Here is a 19,487-nt window from a genome sequence, read left to right on the forward strand (position 1 = left end):
GCAGGTTCGCTATGGAAATCAGAAACCTGGCTATTGCCATCGTGGTGGCTCATTGCCAAGGAGACTTGGACAAGCTCTTTAAAACATAAAAAGTGGTCAGAATTTCTTCCGACCACTCCTGCTAAAGCCTTCCCTTTTTTTATATCCGTTGTTTTTATTAGAATTCTAACACGACATCCTCCAGATCCCAGTTTGCCCTTACGTCAATGGGCTTCGCATACAGATAAACCTTTTCCGGAGCCTTATCGAAATCTGGTGAGCCAGCGTCCCATACCTTGTTATTGTTTTCATCTACCAGTACCCGTATCAGATAACTGCCTGGCTTAAGCTTTTTGAACTGGAAGGTTTTTGATTCCCCTGCTTCCTTCACGACTTTGTAATCGGGCGTGAGCAACTGTATTGTATACGAGGTGAATTTTGTCTGGACTTTTCCTGAGATACTTCCGGTGCCGGTAGATTGCTCTACTATTATAGGAATTGGGCTAAGTTTAATTGGTCCTCCTGTGCCAGGTTTTATCATAGTGCTGTCCAGCACTATGGTCAACGCTTTATTCCTTGCATTCAGCACAGGCATGATAAAACTAAGCTCCGTCTTAGTCGGATCTATTGAGACAAGCCCTGGGTAATCTAGTTTTTTTAGTAAAGTCGAGTCCGCGTAAATTTGGATAGGTTCTTTTCCTGTTATTCGTACCGGGGTTTCCAGTTCAATTTTTACTGGTTTTCCTTCGGCGTATGCATTCTCCGATGTGTTAACAACTTTCAAAGCTGCCCCCTTTATTCGGGTATTTCGTTTCCCCTCAAACTTTATTTCAAGTGTGTCAGAGGCTATATTGCCGGCAGAATCAACAGCGGTTACCAAGGCTTTTCCACCTTTGTAATTATCGGTTTTAAACAGCTCTACACTTCTGCCATCCGCTCCTATTTTATAGTACAGTGTGTCTTTTTGCTGCCCTTGTGTCTTTGCTGTGAATTGCTTTATGCCTTCGTTATAATTGGCCACAAATCGATCCGTGAAGGTTTCCCTTTTTAACAAGATAGGCTTTTTCGTATCGAATTTGGTTAGCTGTAATTTCACTGGCTCCGTAGTTGGGGTAACGGTAACAGGGTTGGTTAGATATCCGATTTTCTCCTCTTCCGAATCGTAGTAGAAATTGTTATTCTTTTCAGTCAGCGCATAGATTTTATAATCTCCCTGCCGCACGTTCGCTATTTTAAAATTGCCTTCTGCATCAGTTTCCGTTTGGTAATAGGGCCTGTTTTTTCGGATACTTAGTGTATCATTTGTCGGGTAAAGCGCCACAATTGCTTTTGCCTCCGGTTTCTGTGTCCGTAGGTTTACCACTGTTCCTGTTACTTTGCTGGAGTCAATAAATGCGCCGGTGCTGAACGATAGGACGATGCTTGGGGCTTTGTTCTTTTCTGTGATATCTGTTATACCCTCTCTGAAGTTAAAAGAGTAGGTGGTGTTTTCTAACAGGGGCTTTTCAAACTCCAGGCTAATTTCATTCTTGTCAGTCCTGATTTTATACTTGTTTTGGGTATTAGGTGTGATGAGTAATTCTTTCAATAGGTTGTTTTGCTGCACTTCCTCGTCAAACGTCAAGGTTATCGTTTTCGATTTTACGTTTAGCGCCTGATCCGAAGGACTGCTACTGACCAGCGTTGGCGGGGTTTCATCTTTTGGGCCTCCCTCCGGGGCGCTTACACTGGCACACGATGTGATGGCAATGACTGTGGATAAAAGCAATGAAATATGCCCTAGCTTCATGGTTTACCTGTTTTATAAAAGCAAAAGAGGCAAACTTTCGCCTGCCTTTTACTTTCTCTTGAACTGTTTGTTTACTTCTTCTTTGCTATAAATATGAGACTCGAGAAATCGTTCCCGTTCTTTTCTGCGTGGCTATTAGACTTAAAGCCATTCATCACACTGCTAATCATTTTCGCTTTGCCTTCCTTATGCTTTTCACTCAGCATGCTTACATAATAGGCGTCAAATTTCATTGGCAGTACTTCTTCCAGCTCCAGTTTGTGTTTTTTCAGAAGGCGTTTCATAGTTGGTTGCGTGAAATGATACAAGTGCCTGGGCACATCATAGGCAGCCCAGTTCTCCTTGTACACTTCCGCGTCATGCGAATCAGCATTCGGCACTGCTATGATGATCGTGCCGTCTGGCTGCAGCATGTTTACCAACTGCGCCATCGTTTCGTTTAAGCTGTGGATATGCTCCAGCACATGCCACATGCTGATGATGTCATACTTTTCACCGTCCAGCGCGTTTAGATCAGAGGCGATGATCTCTTCAGTTTCTGAGGAGGCAATCTCCCTTGCCTTTTCGCTGGGCTCTACTCCTCTTATTTCCCAGCCGTCTTTTTTACAGGCTTTCAGGAACACCCCTGTGCCACATCCATAGTCTAAAGCAGTGCCCTTCGCCGGGGCATACTTGTTGATAAGCTCTACTTTCTGCTTTGTGGTAATGGAGCGCACCACGTGGTAGGCTCTGTTGATAATACCGCTTTTTGTGTTGCTGTGCGAGATATAATCATCTGACTCGTAATAGTTTCCTATACTGTCAGCATCGGGCCTGGGATTGGTGAATTTTAACGAACAGTTCTCGCATTCCACAATCACGAAACTCTCTTTAGATATGGAATTATCAGTAACTACTAAAAAGTTTTTAAACTCTTCCTTCCCGCAGATCGGGCATTGTTCCAGTCGTTCGTAGCTCATTTATTTTCCCAGGTATACCATTAGCACAGAAATATCCGCAGGTGTTACGCCGCTTATCCTTGCAGCCTGGCCAATGGTTTCAGGCTGTACTTTCAGTAGCTTTTCTTTTGCCTCTGCCGACAAGGCAGGAATATTTCCGTAATTTACTTTATCCTTTATCAGGTAGTTCTCCAGCTCATTCATTTTTAAAGCCATGGCGTACTCCTTCTCAATATAGCTTTCATACTTTACTGCTATTCCGGCCTGCTCCACACTGTCAGCTTTAAACTTGCTCAGGTATTCTGCTACGGACGGTACAGCGGCAGCTATGTTTTCTATCTCAACGTTAGGGCGCCTGATTAATTGGCCTGCGCGCTGCTTTTCTGTTATTGGTGCAGATCCCAAGCTTTCCAGCATGCTGTTGATATCCTCTGGCTCAATCGGCTTATTGTTTAAGTAGGCGATGATTTCACCTGTTTCCACGACCTTCTTTTCCACATTTTCCAGTCTGTCTTTATCCGCCAATCCGAGTGCGTAACCCATTTTGGTCAAGCGGATATCGGCATTGTCCTGGCGCAACAGAATGCGGTGTTCTGCCCGCGAGGTAAACATGCGGTAGGGTTCCTCTGTGCCCTTGTTCACAAGGTCATCAATCAGTACGCCGATATACGCTTCGGAGCGCTTCAGTACAAATGGAGCCTGTGCATTGATCTTCAGGTGTGCGTTGATACCTGCCATTAATCCCTGACACGCTGCCTCCTCATATCCTGTGGTGCCGTTTATCTGCCCGGCAAAGTATAAGTTATTTACCAGTTTGGTTTCAAGGGTCAGGTTTAACTGCGTAGGCGGGAAGAAATCGTACTCAATCGCGTAACCCGGGCGGAACATCTTGGCATTTTCAAAGCCTGCTATTTTACGCAGCGCTTTTAACTGCACGTCCTCAGGAAGCGAACTGGAGAAACCGTTCACGTATACTTCCACCGTGCTCCATCCTTCCGGCTCCACAAAGATCTGGTGTCTGTCTCGGTCCGCGAACCGGTTTATTTTATCTTCTATTGAGGGGCAGTACCTGGGCCCTAGTCCTTGGATACGTCCCTGGAACATGGGTGATTTCTCGAATCCGGTTTTCAGGATTTCATGTACCTCTTCGTTGGTGTAAGTGATGTAGCAGCTCCGTTGTTTCTGGAGTGGCACGGTATCAGTGTATGAGAACTTGGATGGCTTATCGTCTCCGTATTGCTCTTCCATTTTGCTGTAGTCCAACGAACGGCCATCAACCCGTGGCGGTGTGCCCGTTTTCATTCTGCCAGCTTCAAAGCCCAAGGAAATGAGCTGCTCGGTAATGCCCTTCGCTGATTTCTCTGCTGCGCGTCCCCCTCCCAGCTGTTTCTCTCCGATGTGGATAATGCCATTCAAAAAGGTGCCGTTCGTCAATACAACAGCCTTTCCGGGTATAGTTATCCCCAGGCTGGTCTGTATTCCGGTAGCTTTTCCATCTGCTACGGTAATGCCCGTAACCATATCCTGCCAAAAGTCTATGTTCTCGGTTTGCTCCAGGGTCAGGCGCCACGCTTCGGCAAATCGCATTCTGTCGCTTTGTGCCCGTGGGCTCCACATGGCCGGACCTTTTGATTTGTTCAGCATCCGAAACTGTATCATCGTCTGGTCTGTGATGATGCCGCTCATGCCACCCAAAGCATCTATCTCTCGCACGATCTGCCCCTTCGCCACGCCACCCATGGCGGGGTTGCATGACATTTGCGCAATGGTGTTCATGTTCATCGTAGCCAGAAGCACCTTCGAGCCCATTTTAGCCGCCGCTGCCGCCGCCTCGCAACCTGCGTGTCCGGCGCCAACTACTATTATATCGTATTCTGGAAACATGTATTTCTGGATTTAGAGATGTTTCACGTGAAACACCGTCTTGGGGATGGTAATTCCTTTTTGCAATTAAAATTTCCGCAAAGATAAGGAAGAATCTTCTTGTTTGCGCATCAGCCGGGCCTCATCTTCTGACTTGTCTTTGTAACCCATCAGGTGAAGGACGCCATGGATGATAACCCGGTGCAGTTCATCCTCAAAAGGGAGCTTGAGATCGGCTGCATTATCCCGTATTCGGTCTATGCTAATAAAGACATCACCTTCAACAGTGCCCTCTTCGTCGGCATTATTGAAGGTGATGATGTCGGTGAGGGTGTCGTGATCAAGGTACTCCACATTGATCTCGTGTAGGTAATCGTCGGAGCAGAAAATATAGGTGAGGTTAACTAGCTCTAAGTTGTGCTCCTCAATAACCGTTGTAATCCATTCCGAAACTTTTTCTGGATCTTTTAGCTCAAACTCAACATTCTCGCTAAAAAACTCAATTAGATCCTCCATTCTGGGATGGTATGATATTAAATACTAATTGCACGCGTTTCCCCTCGTTCAAGAAATTAACCTCGTCGCAAAGGTTCCGCATTAAAAAGATGCCGCGGCCACCGGGGTTCTCCAGGTTTTCAGGGGCAGTAGGGTCCGGTAGGTTCTCGTAATCAAAACCCGGGCCTTCATCTTCGATCTCAAAATACAATTGGTTGTTTTCTACTTGCAGGGTAAGGTATACGTTTTTATCCTTATCAAACTTGTTTCCGTGACGGATGGCATTGTTCACAGATTCCGTAACAGCAACCATAATGTTACCATAGATATCATCTTCAAACTCGAATTCATCTTTAGAGTTATCTATAAAACTTTCAATTACTCTGATGTTTTCGATTAGCGAAGGAATCTGAATTTTTACCTGATTCATATTAATCGTTAAGTGTAAAATAGGTGCTTGTTATTTGCTTATGTTCTGAAAATACTCATTTACTTTCTGCTTGTAATACGGAGAAAGTGCTGGCGGTATAGTTTTGAGTAATTCAGTTTGCTTTTCTTTTGACTTCAAATACTTTTCAAATGAAGGAGGAACCCTTCGGGCAATATCCTGAGCAGTTTTCGCTTCACGCTTGTTGTCCAATTCGCGCTCCTTCATCGACTTCTCTGCCTGTAGCAATCTGGTCAGTATTTCGCGCTGACGCATAATGGTTTGTTCAGTCAAACGTTTATTAACGAGATCAGTCTCGCTTTGTTCCATCATCTTACTGATATTTCCCAGTTCGCCATTCTTGCCGTTTTCGCCTGGTTTTTGGCCCTGCTTCTCCATTTCTTTCAAAGCATTCCGGAGCGCTTCCTGCTCGGCAGCCAATTTAGCTAATTCTTCAGAAAGTGCCTTACCTGATTTGCCTCCTTTTTTCAAATCTTCGATTTTTTTATTCAATTGGTCCTGTAATTCCCCCATGTTTCCCGGTTTGGGCTTATTCCCCTTCTGTTTTCCGGCCATACTCCCCTGCATTTGCTGCATGGCCTGCTGCATTTGCTTCAGGGCGTCGTTCAGCATCAGGGCCAGGTTGTTCATGCTTGTCATGGCCAGTTGCTGCTGGGCAGTGGCCTTGCCCACGTTGCGTTCCCTGAGCTCATGCATGCTGTTATCCATACTTTGGTTCATGGCGGCTACTTCCCTGGTCACAAACGACTGGATCTGGAAGACCTTCTTGGCCAATGAAAAAAGGCTATCCTCCACCACCTTGGCATTATCGCGGAGGTTAAGCTGTTGCTGCGAGAGCGTGATAAAACGCGGATCGCTTTGGTTTACCCCACGGAAATCTTTCATCAGAGCTTCCTGATCAAAAGAAAGCTTGATCAGGTTCTCCAGTATGTCGCGCAGATCGTCCAGGTTCTGTTGCATTCCAGACATGCTCATGGAGCTGTTCATCTGCTCCATTTCCTGCGCCATCTTTTCCATCTTCTGCCCGGCTTTTTGCTGCGACTCACTTGCTTTCTTATTCTGGTTTTTCTGGAGCTGCTGCTGACTCTGCTGCATGTCCTGTTCTATACTTTGCTGTTCCTGCTTCTGCTGTTCCTCATCCAGTTGATTTGGGCTTTCCAGTTTGTCGTTTAGCTCTTTGAGCTCCTTCATTTGCTCTTTTACATCCTCAAAGTCCTGCTGAAGCTCTTTTTGCTGCTCTTGCAGTTGCGCGTTTTCCTGCTCCTTCTGGTCTGTTTTATCCGAGAGCTGTTTCTGCTCCTGCGCCATCTCCTTTAGTTTATCCGTGAGGTTATCCAGTTTTTGCTCGAACTGCAACTGCTTGAAAAGCTCCAGCGTACGCTCTAGTTCCTTCTCCAGGTTACGTTCCTTATTATTGAGCTTGCTCAGCATCTTCTGTAACTCCTCGTCGTTTGGCTGTTGCTGCTGCAGTAATTTATCCAGCTCCTCGTACAGTTTTTTGGTTTCGGGATCAAGCAGGTCGGCCATTAGTTTCTGCAGTTGCTGTGCTTTTTCGGCTAGCTGCTTATGCTGCTCACCGAGCATATTCTGTTTTTTGTTGAGTTCGTCGAATAGCTCCTTCATGGAGGCAATGTCCTGCTCCAACTGCTTCTTTTTCTCTACCATGTCTTCCAGCTGCTTTTTGTCCTGCCAGCTCAGGTCGCGCTTGGTCTTCATTTTCTCTTCTGACCGCGAAAGCTCTTTTTCAAGTTTAGTTGCTTTCTCCAGGGTTTTGCTCAACTGGCTGGCCACAGACTGCGAGTTGCTGTCAAGCTCCTTCTGAAGTTCGCGCTTGTCCGGCACTTTAAGCTCGTAACTGCGGGAGCGGGCACTTTTGGGGCCATGCAGGCCATCGTTATCCCAGACTTGCACAAAATACTCAACTTTATCGCCGGGCTGTAGGTTTAGGGCAGCTGTGTTCCACTGGTAATAATAGGTTTGGCTGGTTTGCCGGGCGGCAAGGGGCAGGGTGATGCTTTTATAAGCGGCTTTTGGGTTATTGTTCTGTGAGATACGGTAGAAGAGGGAAAGGCGGGTCAAGCCATAGTCGTCCGATACATCTCCCCCTAAAACCGTGTAGGCATAAAGTGCGGTGTCCTGGTATTGCTCCAGGCTTATTTGAGGGTGCCTGTCCGGGATGGTGTTGATCTGATAAGTTATCTGTTCTTTGTTGGAGCTATGCTCGTTCTGAAGTTTAATGCTGTAGTTCTGGCTTTGGGTAAACTCTTTTCGGGCACTGAAACTGTTCCCGTCTTTCTGTGCGATCAGCTTTTGCTCTGGTTGCTCAAAGGCTAATTGGATGCGGTCCGTTTCTGTTGCTTTAAACTGCCATTTGATGGTGCTGCCCTCCGCCACGGTGGCGTTGCCAGTATTTTGAATGTAGTCGGGCTTTCGATTTAGGTAAGCCGGATACTGTACCTCCAGGTAAAAATCTTTTAGGTTAGGCCGTGAGAGCAATTCAAGTTGGTAGGTATCCGACATAAACCCCGACCCCTCCAGTTGGAAGGATACGTTCTTTTGCGGCTGTTTGAAAGTATAGGTGTAAATGCCATCAGCCCCAGGTGCAAGCTTCTGGCGCCTTCCGCTGTAATTGATAAACACCTCGTTCGGTACAGCCTTGCCGGTTATGTCAACTTTCAGGTTAAAGTCCTCTCCCCTGTAAGTCTGCAGCGTGTCGTTTTTCACCACAAACCTAAAGGGGGCCAACGGGGTGTAATGTCTTTTATAATTAATGATACGCTCTGTGCCCTGCACAAAAATGCTGGGGTATACCAACACAATAAGCAAAGCGATGACCGCTGGTAGGGCAATGTATTTCAACAAGGGCCTGTTTTCGCGGTACGTCACCGCGTCTTTAAACTGAAAGCCCAATAGCTGACCCGAGCGTTGCTCGATACTGGCGGCTATCAGGGCATTGGTTCGGTCAAAATTCTTTAACTGAATGGCATTCAATAGCTTATCCCTGATCTCGGGATAATGGGTGCCGACGTGCAGGGCTGCCTGTTCATCGGAGAGTACTCTGCTGAGTTTGGCAAGGGCGCTGATGGGCCTGGCGATCCAACGGACAAAAACATAGACAACCAGGGCAACAAAGGAGAAAAGCAGGAACCCCCGCACCAGGGCCGGGAAGTAAAACACATACTCGAGTAAGCTGTAAACGATGTAAATGGACAACAAGAGCCCGACAGCAAAAATACTCCCCCTGAGCAACATGTTCAGGTAGAATTTCTGCTTGAACTCCTGTAGTTGACGCAGCAACTGGTCCATGGCATCGTTTTGGTCCATTCTTTTTTCGCTTTGTTTAAGGATACCTACTGGATATATACTAGAGTGATGGATTAACCCAAAAAGCTTAACATACTGTAATATAGTACGAAAAGAGAATCGAAAGGGCACCTCTACTATAACTTCTTTTTAGTCGGGTTTAGTATAGCATTTTTAGGCCAACTCAAGCAGTACCGGGCAATGGTCTGAATGCTTTGCCTCTGTCAGGATGGCAGAGCGCACCAGGCGATTGCGCAGGTTTTCGGTGGCCATGTTATAATCAATACGCCAACCCAGGTTTTTGTTGCGTGCCCCTGCCCTGTAGCTCCACCAGGTATAGTTGTGCGGCTCCGTATTAAAGTGCCTAAAGGAGTCTATAAACCCGCTTTCCAGCAACGTAGCCATCCACTGCCGCTCTTCAGGCAAAAAGCCAGAGCTTTTCGCGTTCGATTTCGGATTGTGTATATCTATCGGCTGGTGGCAGATGTTATAATCCCCGCTGACCACCAACCCCGGCAGCGTTTGCTTAAGGTCATTGATGTAGCCATGAAAATCGTCCATCCACTGAAACTTGAAACTCTGACGCTCCTCCCCGCTAGAGCCAGAGGGCATGTATACGCTCATCACCGACACATCGCCATAGTCTGCACGTAAAACGCGGCCTTCCGCATCGTAACAATCTATTCCGCAGCCGACGGCTACATGCTTCGGCTTTTCTTTGGAGAGGATAGCCACCCCACTGTAGCCTTTCTTAATGGCTGGATGAAGGTAAACATGGTACCCCATGTCCTCAAACAAGGCGCTGTCAAACGTAGTCTCGTCTGCTTTGATTTCCTGCAGGCAAAGCACGTCGGGGTTGGCCGCCTGTAGCCACTGGTCAAAGCCTTTGGTAATAGCGGCCCGGATGCCGTTCACATTGTAAGTGATAATTTTCATGGGTGTATGTTTGAGTCGCGTTCCACGTATAAGAGGTCACGACAATCAATTAGCCAATAATGAAGTATAAAATTCTGAACAGCCTCCTCATTGTAACCTTGCTCCTGCTTGCCAGGGATACAGGCAAGCAAAAGAAAGTATGATGGTAAGTGTAGTTTTCTGAACAGCCTAAGCTTCGTCGGCATGTCTGAAATACTCGATGACATGCCACTTCAGCATATTCTCCTGCTCCCTCAGGTTAGCAAACGGGATAGACTTTACGGCTCTATAATGGGGCCATCCCTCCTCGTCGGTGCCCGTAAGCTCGTAATAACCAGACAGGCTGAACACCTTGCATGTGGCAATGTGCATCAGATCCTGCTTCTCTTCCTTTGTAAACTCCCTGATTCCCCTGCCAAGTTCCTGTATACCGATCAGAAACAGGATGGCGTTCATGTCTGGCTTTTTGCCGAACTGCTTCATGAGCGCAGCCCGCAGCTGCGTCCAGTTATGCTCTAAATTATCGGATTCAAGATCTAATTTCATGCTTCCAGGTAAAAGTTAAGCGCCGTTTCCTATAATGCCTGAAAGAAAAAGGAATGGCTTAACCGGTTTAAAATAACTTTATTCGGCGCTTCCCCGCTCCTTTAGCTCTTCCCAGTACTCCACGGCACGGCGGAAATGCGGAATTACAATGGAGCCTCCCACCAGGTTGGCAATGGAAAACACCTCCATAATCTGAGCATCCGTTAACCCCTCTTCGTAACACTTGCCCACGTGGTACTTAATGCAGTCGTCGCAGCGCAGCACCATAGAGGCAACCAAACCCAGCATTTCTTTCGTTTTCACATCCAGGGCACCCTCCATGTAGGTGTTGGTATCGAGGTTAAAAAAACGCTTAATCACTTTGTTGTCATACGACATGATGCGCTCGTTCATGCGCTCGCGATAATCATTGAATTCTTCTACTAAACTCATTGTTCTATGCTCTGATTGCTTATATAGCTGTTAAAAGTATATGTATAAAGTTACGCGAAAATAACTACAATACCTTAAACCAACGCATCCGGCCAATGTTCGACGATTTGCTTTCGCTGCTGTTTCCTGAAAGTTGCTATGCCTGCGACGGGGCAATGGCGCGTGGGGAGAAATATATTTGCACAGGATGCAGCATAAAGTTGCCGTACACAGACTGCCATGTGCATGGCGCCACTGAGCTCAACCCGTTTCAGCGCCGTTTCTGGGGTAAAGTACCGGTGCGATTTGCCTTCTCGTATCTCCATTTTACCTCCAAGGGGCGGGTACAGCGGCTGTTACACAAACTAAAGTATAAAGGAGCCCAGGATCTGGGCGAGCACCTGGGGCACCGCTATGGCACTGTTCTGGCGGAGCACCAATACACCGAACAGTTCGACTTGATTGTGCCGGTGCCTTTGCATAAGCACAAGCTGCGTCGCAGGGGCTTTAACCAGTCAGAGTGCTTTGCCCGTGGCCTGGCGGAAAGTATGGCCTTGCCTTACGAGGCCCATGGCTTAGTGCGGACCATTGACACCGGCACGCAAACCCGCAAAAACAGACTGGACCGGTGGCAGAACGTGGAACAAGTGTTTTTGGTGAAGGAAGCATCGGTGCTAGCGGGCAAGCGCATTTTGTTGGTAGATGATGTGATGACAACAGGGGCGACTCTGGAAGCCTGCGCTGTCGCGTTGCTGGGGGCAGGCGCCCTGGAGGTGAGCGTGGTTGCCATTGCAGCCGCATAAAGTACGGGTAATAGCGTTAAGAATAATACCCTTCAGAACCGAAGCTGTTTGGGTCTGTGTTAAAGAGAGGGAAATTTTAGCAGCGCATTTGAATGAAGAGGAGCAGACATCTTAACCACGATAGAAGCAGGTCCGGCGGGTTGCGCCTAAGTTATAAGGTAGCTTTCTGGGCCATTTTTGCTTTGTTGTTAGCCAGTTTATGGGCTGCCGGGCAGCCGAAAGGCAATCCGGCGGTGCTGGTACTACGCGCTGAGCCAATGCCCTTTACGCCGAAGGAGTTCTTTGTGTCCGAGATTCTGGACGAGCGGCAGGATAAAAGAGCGGTTGCCTACCTCCTGCCGGTGTCGGCGAACGGCAGTCTGTCTACCGCTGCGGTTCCCGTAGATCTTGTGGGAGGAGGTTTGGTTGCTATCCGGCAGTTTATGGCTAAAAGCCTGAAGCAGGACCCCTCGTTGCGGCCCATAGTGGCCAGGTTAAAGCAAGTGCAGGTAACCGAGACAGCCGGGGAAAAAGGGCGGGTGAACGGTACGGTTGCGGTGCACCTGGCCTTTGATCTGCAGGGCGAAGGCGGCAATGTTCCTTTATTGGAGTTTAAAGGGGGAGCCCGGTACATCAGGCTGGCCAGCAAGCAGGATGTGGTAGAACCTGTGCTGCGCCAGACGCTTGTTGAGGGCCTGCGCTACTTCAACACCTGGATAGAGCGGGAAGCAGACAGCAATGAACTATTTGCAAAGGCCATTCAGGTCAGTTTTCAGGACTATGCGGTTCCTTTGGCCAATGATACGGTTTTCTATGGCACCCATCGCTTACTGGACTGGGCAGACTTTACCGGTTTGCCCAAAGCATCCAGTAAGTATGCGGCGGCCGTTTTCCCGGGCTTTTCCTACGAAGGGCAGACGCAGGTAGCGAACGGGGTGATCGATCTGAAACTGATCATGAAAGTGTTTGTGGTGAAGAGCTCATCCTGGGTTAAAACTGCTGCTCGCGATGCCTATAGCCTGAACCATGAGCAGCGCCATTTCGATATCGCCAAATTGGTGTCAGAGCGCTTCAAGCAAAAGGTGCAGCCCGAAAACCTTACTTTAACAGACTACAACAGCATCCTGCAGTTTCAGTACATCGAATCGTTCAGGGAGATGAACCGCTTGCAGGACCAGTACGATACCGAAACCCGACATGGCATAGACCAGGCGGCACAGCAGCGCTGGAACCAGCGCATTGATGAGGAACTGCGGGTTTTGGCTGGCAAGAAATAGGAGAAGATACTAAGATGAAAAGATAGTTTTAAAGCCGTAACGTAAAAAACCCCCTGGAGAGCTTCCAGGGGGTTTTTTACGTAGTGCTTATACTTTCTATCTGTTCGAGCCGGCGTTGATCATGGCGCAACGGAAGCCAATGGTTGCTGTAGAGGAGTCCTGCGCCATGAAGCGACGTGTGCCAGGAGATAACCAGTAAGCAACGTCCTTCCAGGAGCCCCCTTTGTAAACACGAACCTCATCGTTGATCAGGGAGTGGAATCCTTCGCTGGAGTCATAGTTCTCAGACTCATCCAGGTAACCGTCTCTTCTAAAAGGGTTAAGGTCTTCCACATCCTCAAAAGAAAGCGGACGGTAAACATCCTGTACCCACTCGTTCACGTTTCCTGCCATGTTGTATAAACCGAAATCGTTTGGCGGGTAGCTGTAGATATAGTCCGTGATCATGGCACCATCGTTTAAGGCACCTGCAATACCAGCATAGTCACCACGCCCACGCTTAAAGTTAGCCAGGAACTTGCCCATTTCCTTACGGCCGTAAGGGTTACGCACCTGATGTCCGTCCCAAGGGTAAAGGCGGCGGTTGTTCTGGTTCTCGTCTTCAGAATATTGTGTGCCGATCATAGCCTGGGCAGCATACTCCCACTCTGCCTCCGTCGGCAGGCGGTAATTAGGCAATACGTAGCCTGACTCAATAGCCGGTTTAGTGGACTCTGCTGCCTGGTCACCGCGTTTGCGCCCAAACAAGCCTCTTTTGCCTCCTCCTTTTGCCTGTCCGGCCAGGTTTTCGTTTACTTTAGCAGTACGCCACACGCAGTAATCGTTTGCCTGCAGCCAGCTTACACCAACCACCGGGAAAAAGCGAAAACCAGGATAACGCAGGTAATACGTTACGTATGGGTCGTTAAAGGATAACTGATTTGACCACACGGTTGTATCCGGTAAAGCGGCCGTGTATACCTCCGGAAGGGAATCCTGCTTCAGGTAATGCAGGTATTCCAGCCAGTGAATATTGGCTACTTCTGTTTCATCCATGTAAAAAGAGGCTACCGTAACTGTGCGCTCCACGTTGTCGCGCGTCATGGCCACATCCTCTTCCATCGATCCCAACACAGTACGGCCGCCTTCGATAAAGATAAGGCCCGGGCCTCCCTGTATGTCAGCGTAGTCATTAACGGCAAAAGATTTTTCGTCTTCGCCATACTCTATACCAGTGGCGGAGCTGTAATTACCAGGGTCTCTGCTTGTTGGCTGCTTTCCTTTGGAACAGGATGTCAGGAGAAGACCTCCCAAAGCGACAACTGTTAGATACTTTGCAAACTTCATAAAAATAGTACCCAGTTTAGATTAGATTCTTGTATCGTAATTTAATATGCAATTATAAATAAAATCAGAATGCCGGACAAGGAATGAATTTGTTAATTTTCCGCCCTGATCTGCTCTGAAAGATTTTATTTAACGCTAGTTGTTCAAAAACAACGGTAACTTCATTGGCCCCACCCGCCTGACTGCTAAATTCGCTAAGGCCAATATCATGGCTAAAGCCAATTTTAAGGTTCTCAAGGCGTAATCCAGCTATTACGGCCAGCGCCTGCTCCTGGTTAGCTTCAGAAACTACAGGAATTCCTTTATATATTATACCTAACGTAAGAGGTGTGTATATAGTGTGTAAGCCAAGGTCGAACCGGTTAAAATTTAATTGATGAATGTAAGTTGCTGAAGGTGTAAAACTTAGCTCAAACAGCTGGCCTCGCTCCTGATATGATTTTGCATAGAACTTGTAACCAGCATTAGCAACGTAACTTTGGGGTAGTTTTGTTTCATTTGCAAATCCGAATTTTGGTTTATTTAGGTTACTTACTTTTAAACCTACCCAAAGCTGATCGGTGTAAACAAGGCCGCCCACGGCAAAACTCACATAACTGCTGGGCTCAAAATTATTAGCCTCCGCCGATGTGAGCGCCACTAGCCCGTTGTCAGAAAGTTGATCGCCAAACACCAGGTTTCCATAGTTCACCTGCAGCCGCCCAAAGGTGGCCTCCAGGCCTGCTGCCATGCTCCATTTGTCGGTTACCCTGGTTTGGTAGGCGTAACCAACCGTGGCTTGTAATTTCTGAAGGCCCCCGATGCCGGCCCCGTCCTGCTGCACGAGCAGGCTAATTGCACTTTTAGTATTTTCGAGGCTGTAATCGGCGGCCAGTTGGTTCGTTATAAAAGAGCCGTTCAGGGCGGGCCATTGGTTGCGGTGTGTCAGCGAAACGCTCCAGCTGTGGTCCATGCCTGCAAAAGCGGGGTTCAGGTAAAGCCTGTTCGCATAAAGCTGCGTAAAATGGGCCTCCTGGGCCCAGGCCGAAACACAGCACAGGCATAACAGCAGGCTGCCATACACGCTCTTTAATCCCTTATAAAAAAGCTTTCTCAAAACCATTTAACAGGGTGTAACTGTATATCTGATGAGAGGCTAAGAATATTCTGCACGGTTTTAGCTATAAAATATATAGTTTAGCTACTATAAGCTGTTATAATTTTTACTACCAATTATTTAAACGAATGAAAAAAGTAGCATTAGGTTTTTTTATCTTTCTGGCGTTGTTGTTTGTTGCCGCAGCATTGGTGCCTGTTCTGTTCAAAGATAAAATTAAGCAAACCCTCGACAAAGAGATCGCTAAAAATATAAACGCACAGGTCATCTACGAGACCGATGATGTAAGTGTGTCCCTTTTCAGGAGTTTCCCTAACCTATCCCTGAACGTAGATAACCTTTCCATCGTCGGCAAAGACTCTTTCCAAACGGACACGCTGGCCTACATTCCCTCCTTCTTTATGGGGCTTGACCTGATGAGCGTGATCAGCGGGGACGAGTTAAAAGTAAACTCTATTACCTTAAACCAGCCTGTAGTGAAGCTTATTGTCCTGAAAAGCGGCAAAGCCAACTGGGACATCCTTATAGAGGACACCACGACCAACGTATCCGATACTACGGCTTCAGACTTTAAAATGGCCATTAAAAAATGGCAGGTAGAAAACGGTACCCTGTACTACGATGACCGCAGCATACCACTCAGCCTGGCAGGGTTTCATGTGAACCACAGCGGCAGCGGAGATTTTGAGCAGGACGTGTTTGACATGGTCTCTGAGACCACGGCCGAGAAGTTTAGCATGGTGTACGATGGGGTAAAGTATATCCAGGACGCGACACTGGCTGCGGATGTTACCATGAGCATGGACCTGGAGCAGTCGCTTTATACTTTTAAGGATAACAGCATCCGGCTGAACTCGCTGCCCTTTAAGTTCGACGGCTCTATCCTGATGCCCGAGGAGACCATCGCCATGGACCTGACTTTTACAGCAACCGATGCCGACTTTAAGAGCGTGCTCTCGGTGGTGCCGGGCATGTACTCTGATAAGTTTGAAGATATCCAGACAAAAGGCAAGCTCAGTTTTGACGGTTACATAAATGGGCGCCTGAACGATACCCTGTTGCCGGGCTTTGGAACAGAGTTAAAAGTAGTAGATGCCATGTTTAAGTACCCTGACATGCCGCAGGCGGCCACCAATATCAATGTGCACATGCTGGTAGACAACCCGGATGGCGACGTAGCTAAAACAGTAATAGATGTAAAGCAGCTGCACATGGAGTTTGGAAATAACCCCATTGACGGCCGTGTGCTGGTGCGTGGGCTGGAGCCCATGTACGTGGATGGAAACGTGAAAGCGAACGTAAACCTGCAGGAGCTGACCAGAGTGTTCCCGATAGAAGGCATGACGCTGCGGGGCTTGCTAAAAGTGGATGCCGATGCCAAAGGAACCTACAGCGACACCAAAATGCCGGTGATCGATGCGGACATGGTGCTGACCAACGGCTACGTGAAGTCGAAGGATTTTCCGGAGCCGATAGAGCGTCTGAACCTGGCGGGCAACATTCTGAACAAGACCGGCAACACCGACGATACCCGCATCAACATACAGCACTTTAAAATGGCCCTGGCCGGCGAACCCCTGGAGGGCCGTGCCCTGATAGTGGGCATTGACAAACCCGCCTTCGATTTTAAAGTGGATGGGGTGCTCGACCTCACCAAACTGACCAAGATCTTCCCGATCGAGAATACCACGCTGGCCGGGGTGATTAGGGCAAATGTGGCGGCAAAGGGCAAAATGTCTGATATTGAAGCTGAAAAGTATGCCAATGTGCAGGCAAACGGCACGGTGGCCGTAAACGACCTGAAGTATGTAAGCACCGATCTGCCAAACGGACTGCGCATTGATAAGGCGACGGGCACCTTCAACAACGATCGCATTCAGATACAAAGCTTGAGCGGTTACCTCGGCAAAAGCGATATTCGGGCCACAGGCTCCCTCTCGAACTACCTGGGTTACGCCCTGGCTGATAACCAGTCGCTGCGCGGTAACTTTAACATCAGCTCTAACCGGTTTGATGTGAACGAGTGGATGGTGGACGATGAGGGCGCCCCGGCTGACGCCTCTACGGAAGGGGTGGTGGAAGTGCCGGCAAACTTGGATGTGACGCTTAACATCGATGCCAAGCAAGTGCTGTACTCGAACCTGAAGCTAAACAACATGAACGGGCAGGTGCAAGTGAAAGACATGACAGCCAGGTTAGATAAAGTAACCTTTAACACACTTGGAGCCACCTTTGCGACCAGCGGAAGTTACAATACCAAAGACCTGTTGCACCCGCTCTTCGATATGAAACTCGACATTCAGAACCTGGGCTTTAAGGAGGCCTTTGATGCTTTTAACACCGTAAAGGTGTTTGCTCCGATCGCCAAAGTGCTGGAGGGAAAATTCTCCACGAAGTTCGCCTTTGCCGGTGAGTTGGGGCAGGATATGATTCCTGTGTTTCAGACCTTAGACGGCGAGGGAGTGATTAATGTGCTGAAGGCAGCGGTGAAAGACGTGCCGATCCTGAACAAAATCAGCTCGCTTACCAACTTCCAGGATCTGAAAAACTTTGTGATCGAGAACAGGTATATCGATGCTCAGATTGTGGATGGGAAGTTTGTGGTAAAGCCTTTCGACATAAACGTTGGCAACATTGGCATGTCGGTGGGGGGTAGCACCAGCGTAGATGGCGGCCTGGATTATATCACGGCACTTAACGTGCCCGCCGGCAAAGTGGGCCGGGAGGTTAACTCAAAACTAGCCAACATATTGGGCAAAGAGAACATGCAGGAATCAGAGCGGGTAACGCTGAAGCTGAATATCGGCGGCACCTATTCCGATCCGAAAGTGGCCCTGACCGGCGGGTCTGTAAAAGAGAAGGCAACTGAGTTTGTGAAGGAGGCCGTTGAAAATAAACTGGATTTGGCTAAGAAACAGGTAGATCTGCGTAAGCAACAGCTGCAGGACAGCATACAGGCCGAAGTGGACCGTAAGAAAATGGAAGCTGAGCAAAAGGCTTTGCAGGAGCTGCAGAAGAAACGCAGCGAAGCCGAACAGCAGATTAAGAAGCAGGCAGCAGATAAGATCAGCGATTTCCTGAAGCCTAAACCCAAGCCGACCCCCAAGCAAGAGCCAGTAAAACAGGATACCACTAAAACGGGAACAGATTAATGCAATTAGCGGTTTTATGAAAGGAATTAGGTTTTGACTTGTTCTTTTTAAAGAAAGATGCCCGGAGTAGATGCTCCGGGCATCTTTCTTTGGAGGGTGAACGTAATTTCGTGCAATTATTTCCCTTTGCAAAAGAAGGCAACAGGTAGCGGGAAAATTACTGAATGTATCCCTAAAAATAAATAAACGTTATTTTTAATCCTTCATGTTGTCTTCATGTTCCTGCCTGATATTTGGCAGATAACTTTAATGTACAATGATTATGAAAAGAAAAAACCTTATTCCATTTATGCTTGGCTGCCTGGTATGGTTCAGCGCATGCGACAGTGATAACGATACCACAGGTACTGCTAAAATGCAAGTTCGCATGACGGATGCACCCGGCGACTACCAAGAGGTAAACATAGATGTACGCTCGGTGCAGGTGCACAAAGATGCCGACGGGGACGAGAAAGGCTGGATCACGCTGGATGAGATCAATCCCGGCATTTACAACCTGCTCGATTTTGCGAATGGCAACGATACCCTGTTGGCCAGCTCAACCTTACCAGCCGGAAAGATCTCACAGATCAGGCTCATACTGGGCGATAACAATTCTCTAAAGCTGAAGGATGGCACCGTTAAGCCCCTTAAAACACCCAGCGGACAGCAGTCAGGCGTAAAACTGCAGATCAATGCCGACCTGGAAAGCGATGTTACCTATGTGCTGTTGCTGGACTTTGATGCAGCTAAATCGGTAGTGCCGCGAGGCAACGGCTTGTATAACCTGAAACCTGTGATCCGCACGCTTACGCAGGCAGTAGCCGGAGGCATCAGGGGAAAAGTAACGCCGGCAGCTTATGAGCCGGGCATCTTTGTAATATCCGCTGCGAACGACACCATTGGAGGCTTTGCCAACGAAAACGGCGACTTCCTGATTAAAGGCGTACCCGCCGGTACCTATACCGTTAAATTTTACACGGAAGGTGACGCGCACAACAAAACGGTTGAAAACGTAAGTGTGTCGCAGAACCAGATCAAAGACCTGGGCACCGTAGCCCTGCCCGAATAGCCTGCCAGGGTTTTTAAGCGCAGTTAAAATAAAAGAGGAGCCCTTCTCATCGGAGGGTTCCTCTTTTATTTAATCAAGTCTCAGGAATAACAAAGTATGCCAGCGTGTTTTTCTAC

Annotated in this window: 15 protein-coding genes; 4 read left to right on the top strand and 11 right to left on the bottom strand. The window is 48.0% G+C overall.

Translation table 11 applies throughout. From position 1 onward, the window contains the following. Positions 1 to 157 precede the first annotated feature (157 nt). From AC4BAN_RS06430 to AC4BAN_RS06470, 9 genes are all read right to left on the bottom strand, one after another. Positions 158 to 1,768, bottom strand: a complete 1,611-nt coding sequence (locus tag AC4BAN_RS06430; protein ID WP_490563560.1) for an Ig-like domain-containing domain — start codon at positions 1,766 to 1,768, stop codon at positions 158 to 160. Positions 1,769 to 1,839: 71 nt separating this feature from the next. Further along, positions 1,840 to 2,727: a class I SAM-dependent methyltransferase gene (locus tag AC4BAN_RS06435; RefSeq protein ID WP_490563561.1), complete on the bottom strand. Its 888-nt coding sequence runs from the start codon at positions 2,725 to 2,727 to the stop codon at positions 1,840 to 1,842. Next, entirely contained in the window at positions 2,728 to 4,590 is a 1,863-nt protein-coding gene (mnmG, locus tag AC4BAN_RS06440) for a tRNA uridine-5-carboxymethylaminomethyl(34) synthesis enzyme MnmG (protein WP_490563562.1), read from the bottom strand. 66 nt (positions 4,591 to 4,656) lie between these two features. Next, positions 4,657 to 5,085 carry an rRNA maturation RNase YbeY gene (ybeY, locus tag AC4BAN_RS06445; RefSeq protein WP_490563563.1) on the bottom strand — a complete coding sequence of 143 codons (429 nt, stop codon included), beginning with the start codon at positions 5,083 to 5,085 and terminating at the stop codon, positions 4,657 to 4,659. Beyond that, complete coding sequence (locus AC4BAN_RS06450) at positions 5,069 to 5,494, bottom strand: ATP-binding protein (protein WP_490563564.1); 426 nt, start codon at positions 5,492 to 5,494, stop codon at positions 5,069 to 5,071. Before AC4BAN_RS06450 ends, ybeY begins: the two co-directional genes overlap by 17 nt. 30 nt (positions 5,495 to 5,524) lie before the next feature. After that, positions 5,525 to 8,836 carry a DUF4175 family protein gene (locus AC4BAN_RS06455; RefSeq protein WP_490563565.1) on the bottom strand — a complete coding sequence of 1,104 codons (3,312 nt, stop codon included), beginning with the start codon at positions 8,834 to 8,836 and terminating at the stop codon, positions 5,525 to 5,527. 153 nt (positions 8,837 to 8,989) lie between these two features. After that, the gene (locus tag AC4BAN_RS06460; protein WP_490563566.1) at positions 8,990 to 9,751 is read right to left on the bottom strand and encodes an exodeoxyribonuclease III; all 762 of its coding nucleotides are present in this window, start codon (positions 9,749 to 9,751) and stop codon (positions 8,990 to 8,992) included. A gap of 168 nt (positions 9,752 to 9,919) precedes the next feature. Next, positions 9,920 to 10,276 (bottom strand): hypothetical protein, encoded by a 357-nt coding sequence (locus tag AC4BAN_RS06465; RefSeq protein ID WP_490563567.1) that lies wholly within the window; start codon positions 10,274 to 10,276, stop codon positions 9,920 to 9,922. Positions 10,277 to 10,354: 78 nt separating this feature from the next. Beyond that, the gene (locus AC4BAN_RS06470) at positions 10,355 to 10,708 is read right to left on the bottom strand and encodes a carboxymuconolactone decarboxylase family protein (RefSeq protein WP_490563568.1); all 354 of its coding nucleotides are present in this window, start codon (positions 10,706 to 10,708) and stop codon (positions 10,355 to 10,357) included. 95 nt (positions 10,709 to 10,803) lie between these two features. On the opposite strand from AC4BAN_RS06470, the gene AC4BAN_RS06475 reads away from it, so the two are divergent. Then, positions 10,804 to 11,490 carry a ComF family protein gene (locus AC4BAN_RS06475; protein WP_490563569.1) on the top strand — a complete coding sequence of 229 codons (687 nt, stop codon included), beginning with the start codon at positions 10,804 to 10,806 and terminating at the stop codon, positions 11,488 to 11,490. Positions 11,491 to 11,582: 92 nt separating this feature from the next. After that, on the top strand, positions 11,583 to 12,746 hold the full coding sequence (locus AC4BAN_RS06480; protein WP_490563570.1) for a hypothetical protein: 1,164 nt from the start codon (positions 11,583 to 11,585) through the stop codon (positions 12,744 to 12,746). 96 nt (positions 12,747 to 12,842) lie between these two features. On the opposite strand, the gene gldJ is transcribed toward AC4BAN_RS06480, so the two are convergent. After that, entirely contained in the window at positions 12,843 to 14,072 is a 1,230-nt protein-coding gene (gene gldJ / locus AC4BAN_RS06485; RefSeq protein ID WP_490563571.1) for a gliding motility lipoprotein GldJ, read from the bottom strand. Between the two features lie 64 nt (positions 14,073 to 14,136). After that, a complete protein-coding gene (locus tag AC4BAN_RS06490; RefSeq protein WP_490563572.1) occupies positions 14,137 to 15,168 on the bottom strand; it encodes a PorP/SprF family type IX secretion system membrane protein in 1,032 nt (343 codons plus the stop codon). Between the two features lie 128 nt (positions 15,169 to 15,296). Between AC4BAN_RS06490 and AC4BAN_RS06495 the strand changes: the two genes are divergently transcribed. Both AC4BAN_RS06495 and AC4BAN_RS06500 read left to right on the top strand, forming a co-directional pair. Beyond that, positions 15,297 to 18,320, top strand: coding sequence for an AsmA family protein (locus AC4BAN_RS06495; RefSeq protein ID WP_490563573.1), 3,024 nt, complete (start codon positions 15,297 to 15,299; stop codon positions 18,318 to 18,320). Between the two features lie 262 nt (positions 18,321 to 18,582). Next, a complete protein-coding gene (locus AC4BAN_RS06500; RefSeq protein WP_490563574.1) occupies positions 18,583 to 19,371 on the top strand; it encodes a DUF4382 domain-containing protein in 789 nt (262 codons plus the stop codon). Positions 19,372 to 19,487: the final 116 nt, after the last annotated feature.

Source organism: Pontibacter sp. GD13 (genome assembly GCF_058216355.1).

Coding starts and splice junctions, on each gene's coding strand:
- AC4BAN_RS06430 (WP_490563560.1), bottom strand. CDS start 1,768: ATGAAGCTAGGGCATATTTCATTGCTTTTATCCACAGTCATTGCCATC.
- AC4BAN_RS06435 (WP_490563561.1), bottom strand. CDS start 2,727: ATGAGCTACGAACGACTGGAACAATGCCCGATCTGCGGGAAGGAAGAG.
- mnmG (WP_490563562.1), bottom strand. CDS start 4,590: ATGTTTCCAGAATACGATATAATAGTAGTTGGCGCCGGACACGCAGGT.
- ybeY (WP_490563563.1), bottom strand. CDS start 5,085: ATGGAGGATCTAATTGAGTTTTTTAGCGAGAATGTTGAGTTTGAGCTA.
- AC4BAN_RS06450 (WP_490563564.1), bottom strand. CDS start 5,494: ATGAATCAGGTAAAAATTCAGATTCCTTCGCTAATCGAAAACATCAGA.
- AC4BAN_RS06455 (WP_490563565.1), bottom strand. CDS start 8,836: ATGGACCAAAACGATGCCATGGACCAGTTGCTGCGTCAACTACAGGAG.
- AC4BAN_RS06460 (WP_490563566.1), bottom strand. CDS start 9,751: ATGAAAATTATCACTTACAATGTGAACGGCATCCGGGCCGCTATTACC.
- AC4BAN_RS06465 (WP_490563567.1), bottom strand. CDS start 10,276: ATGAAATTAGATCTTGAATCCGATAATTTAGAGCATAACTGGACGCAG.
- AC4BAN_RS06470 (WP_490563568.1), bottom strand. CDS start 10,708: ATGAGTTTAGTAGAAGAATTCAATGATTATCGCGAGCGCATGAACGAG.
- AC4BAN_RS06475 (WP_490563569.1), top strand. CDS start 10,804: ATGTTCGACGATTTGCTTTCGCTGCTGTTTCCTGAAAGTTGCTATGCC.
- AC4BAN_RS06480 (WP_490563570.1), top strand. CDS start 11,583: ATGAAGAGGAGCAGACATCTTAACCACGATAGAAGCAGGTCCGGCGGG.
- gldJ (WP_490563571.1), bottom strand. CDS start 14,072: ATGAAGTTTGCAAAGTATCTAACAGTTGTCGCTTTGGGAGGTCTTCTC.
- AC4BAN_RS06495 (WP_490563573.1), top strand. CDS start 15,297: ATGAAAAAAGTAGCATTAGGTTTTTTTATCTTTCTGGCGTTGTTGTTT.
- AC4BAN_RS06500 (WP_490563574.1), top strand. CDS start 18,583: ATGAAAAGAAAAAACCTTATTCCATTTATGCTTGGCTGCCTGGTATGG.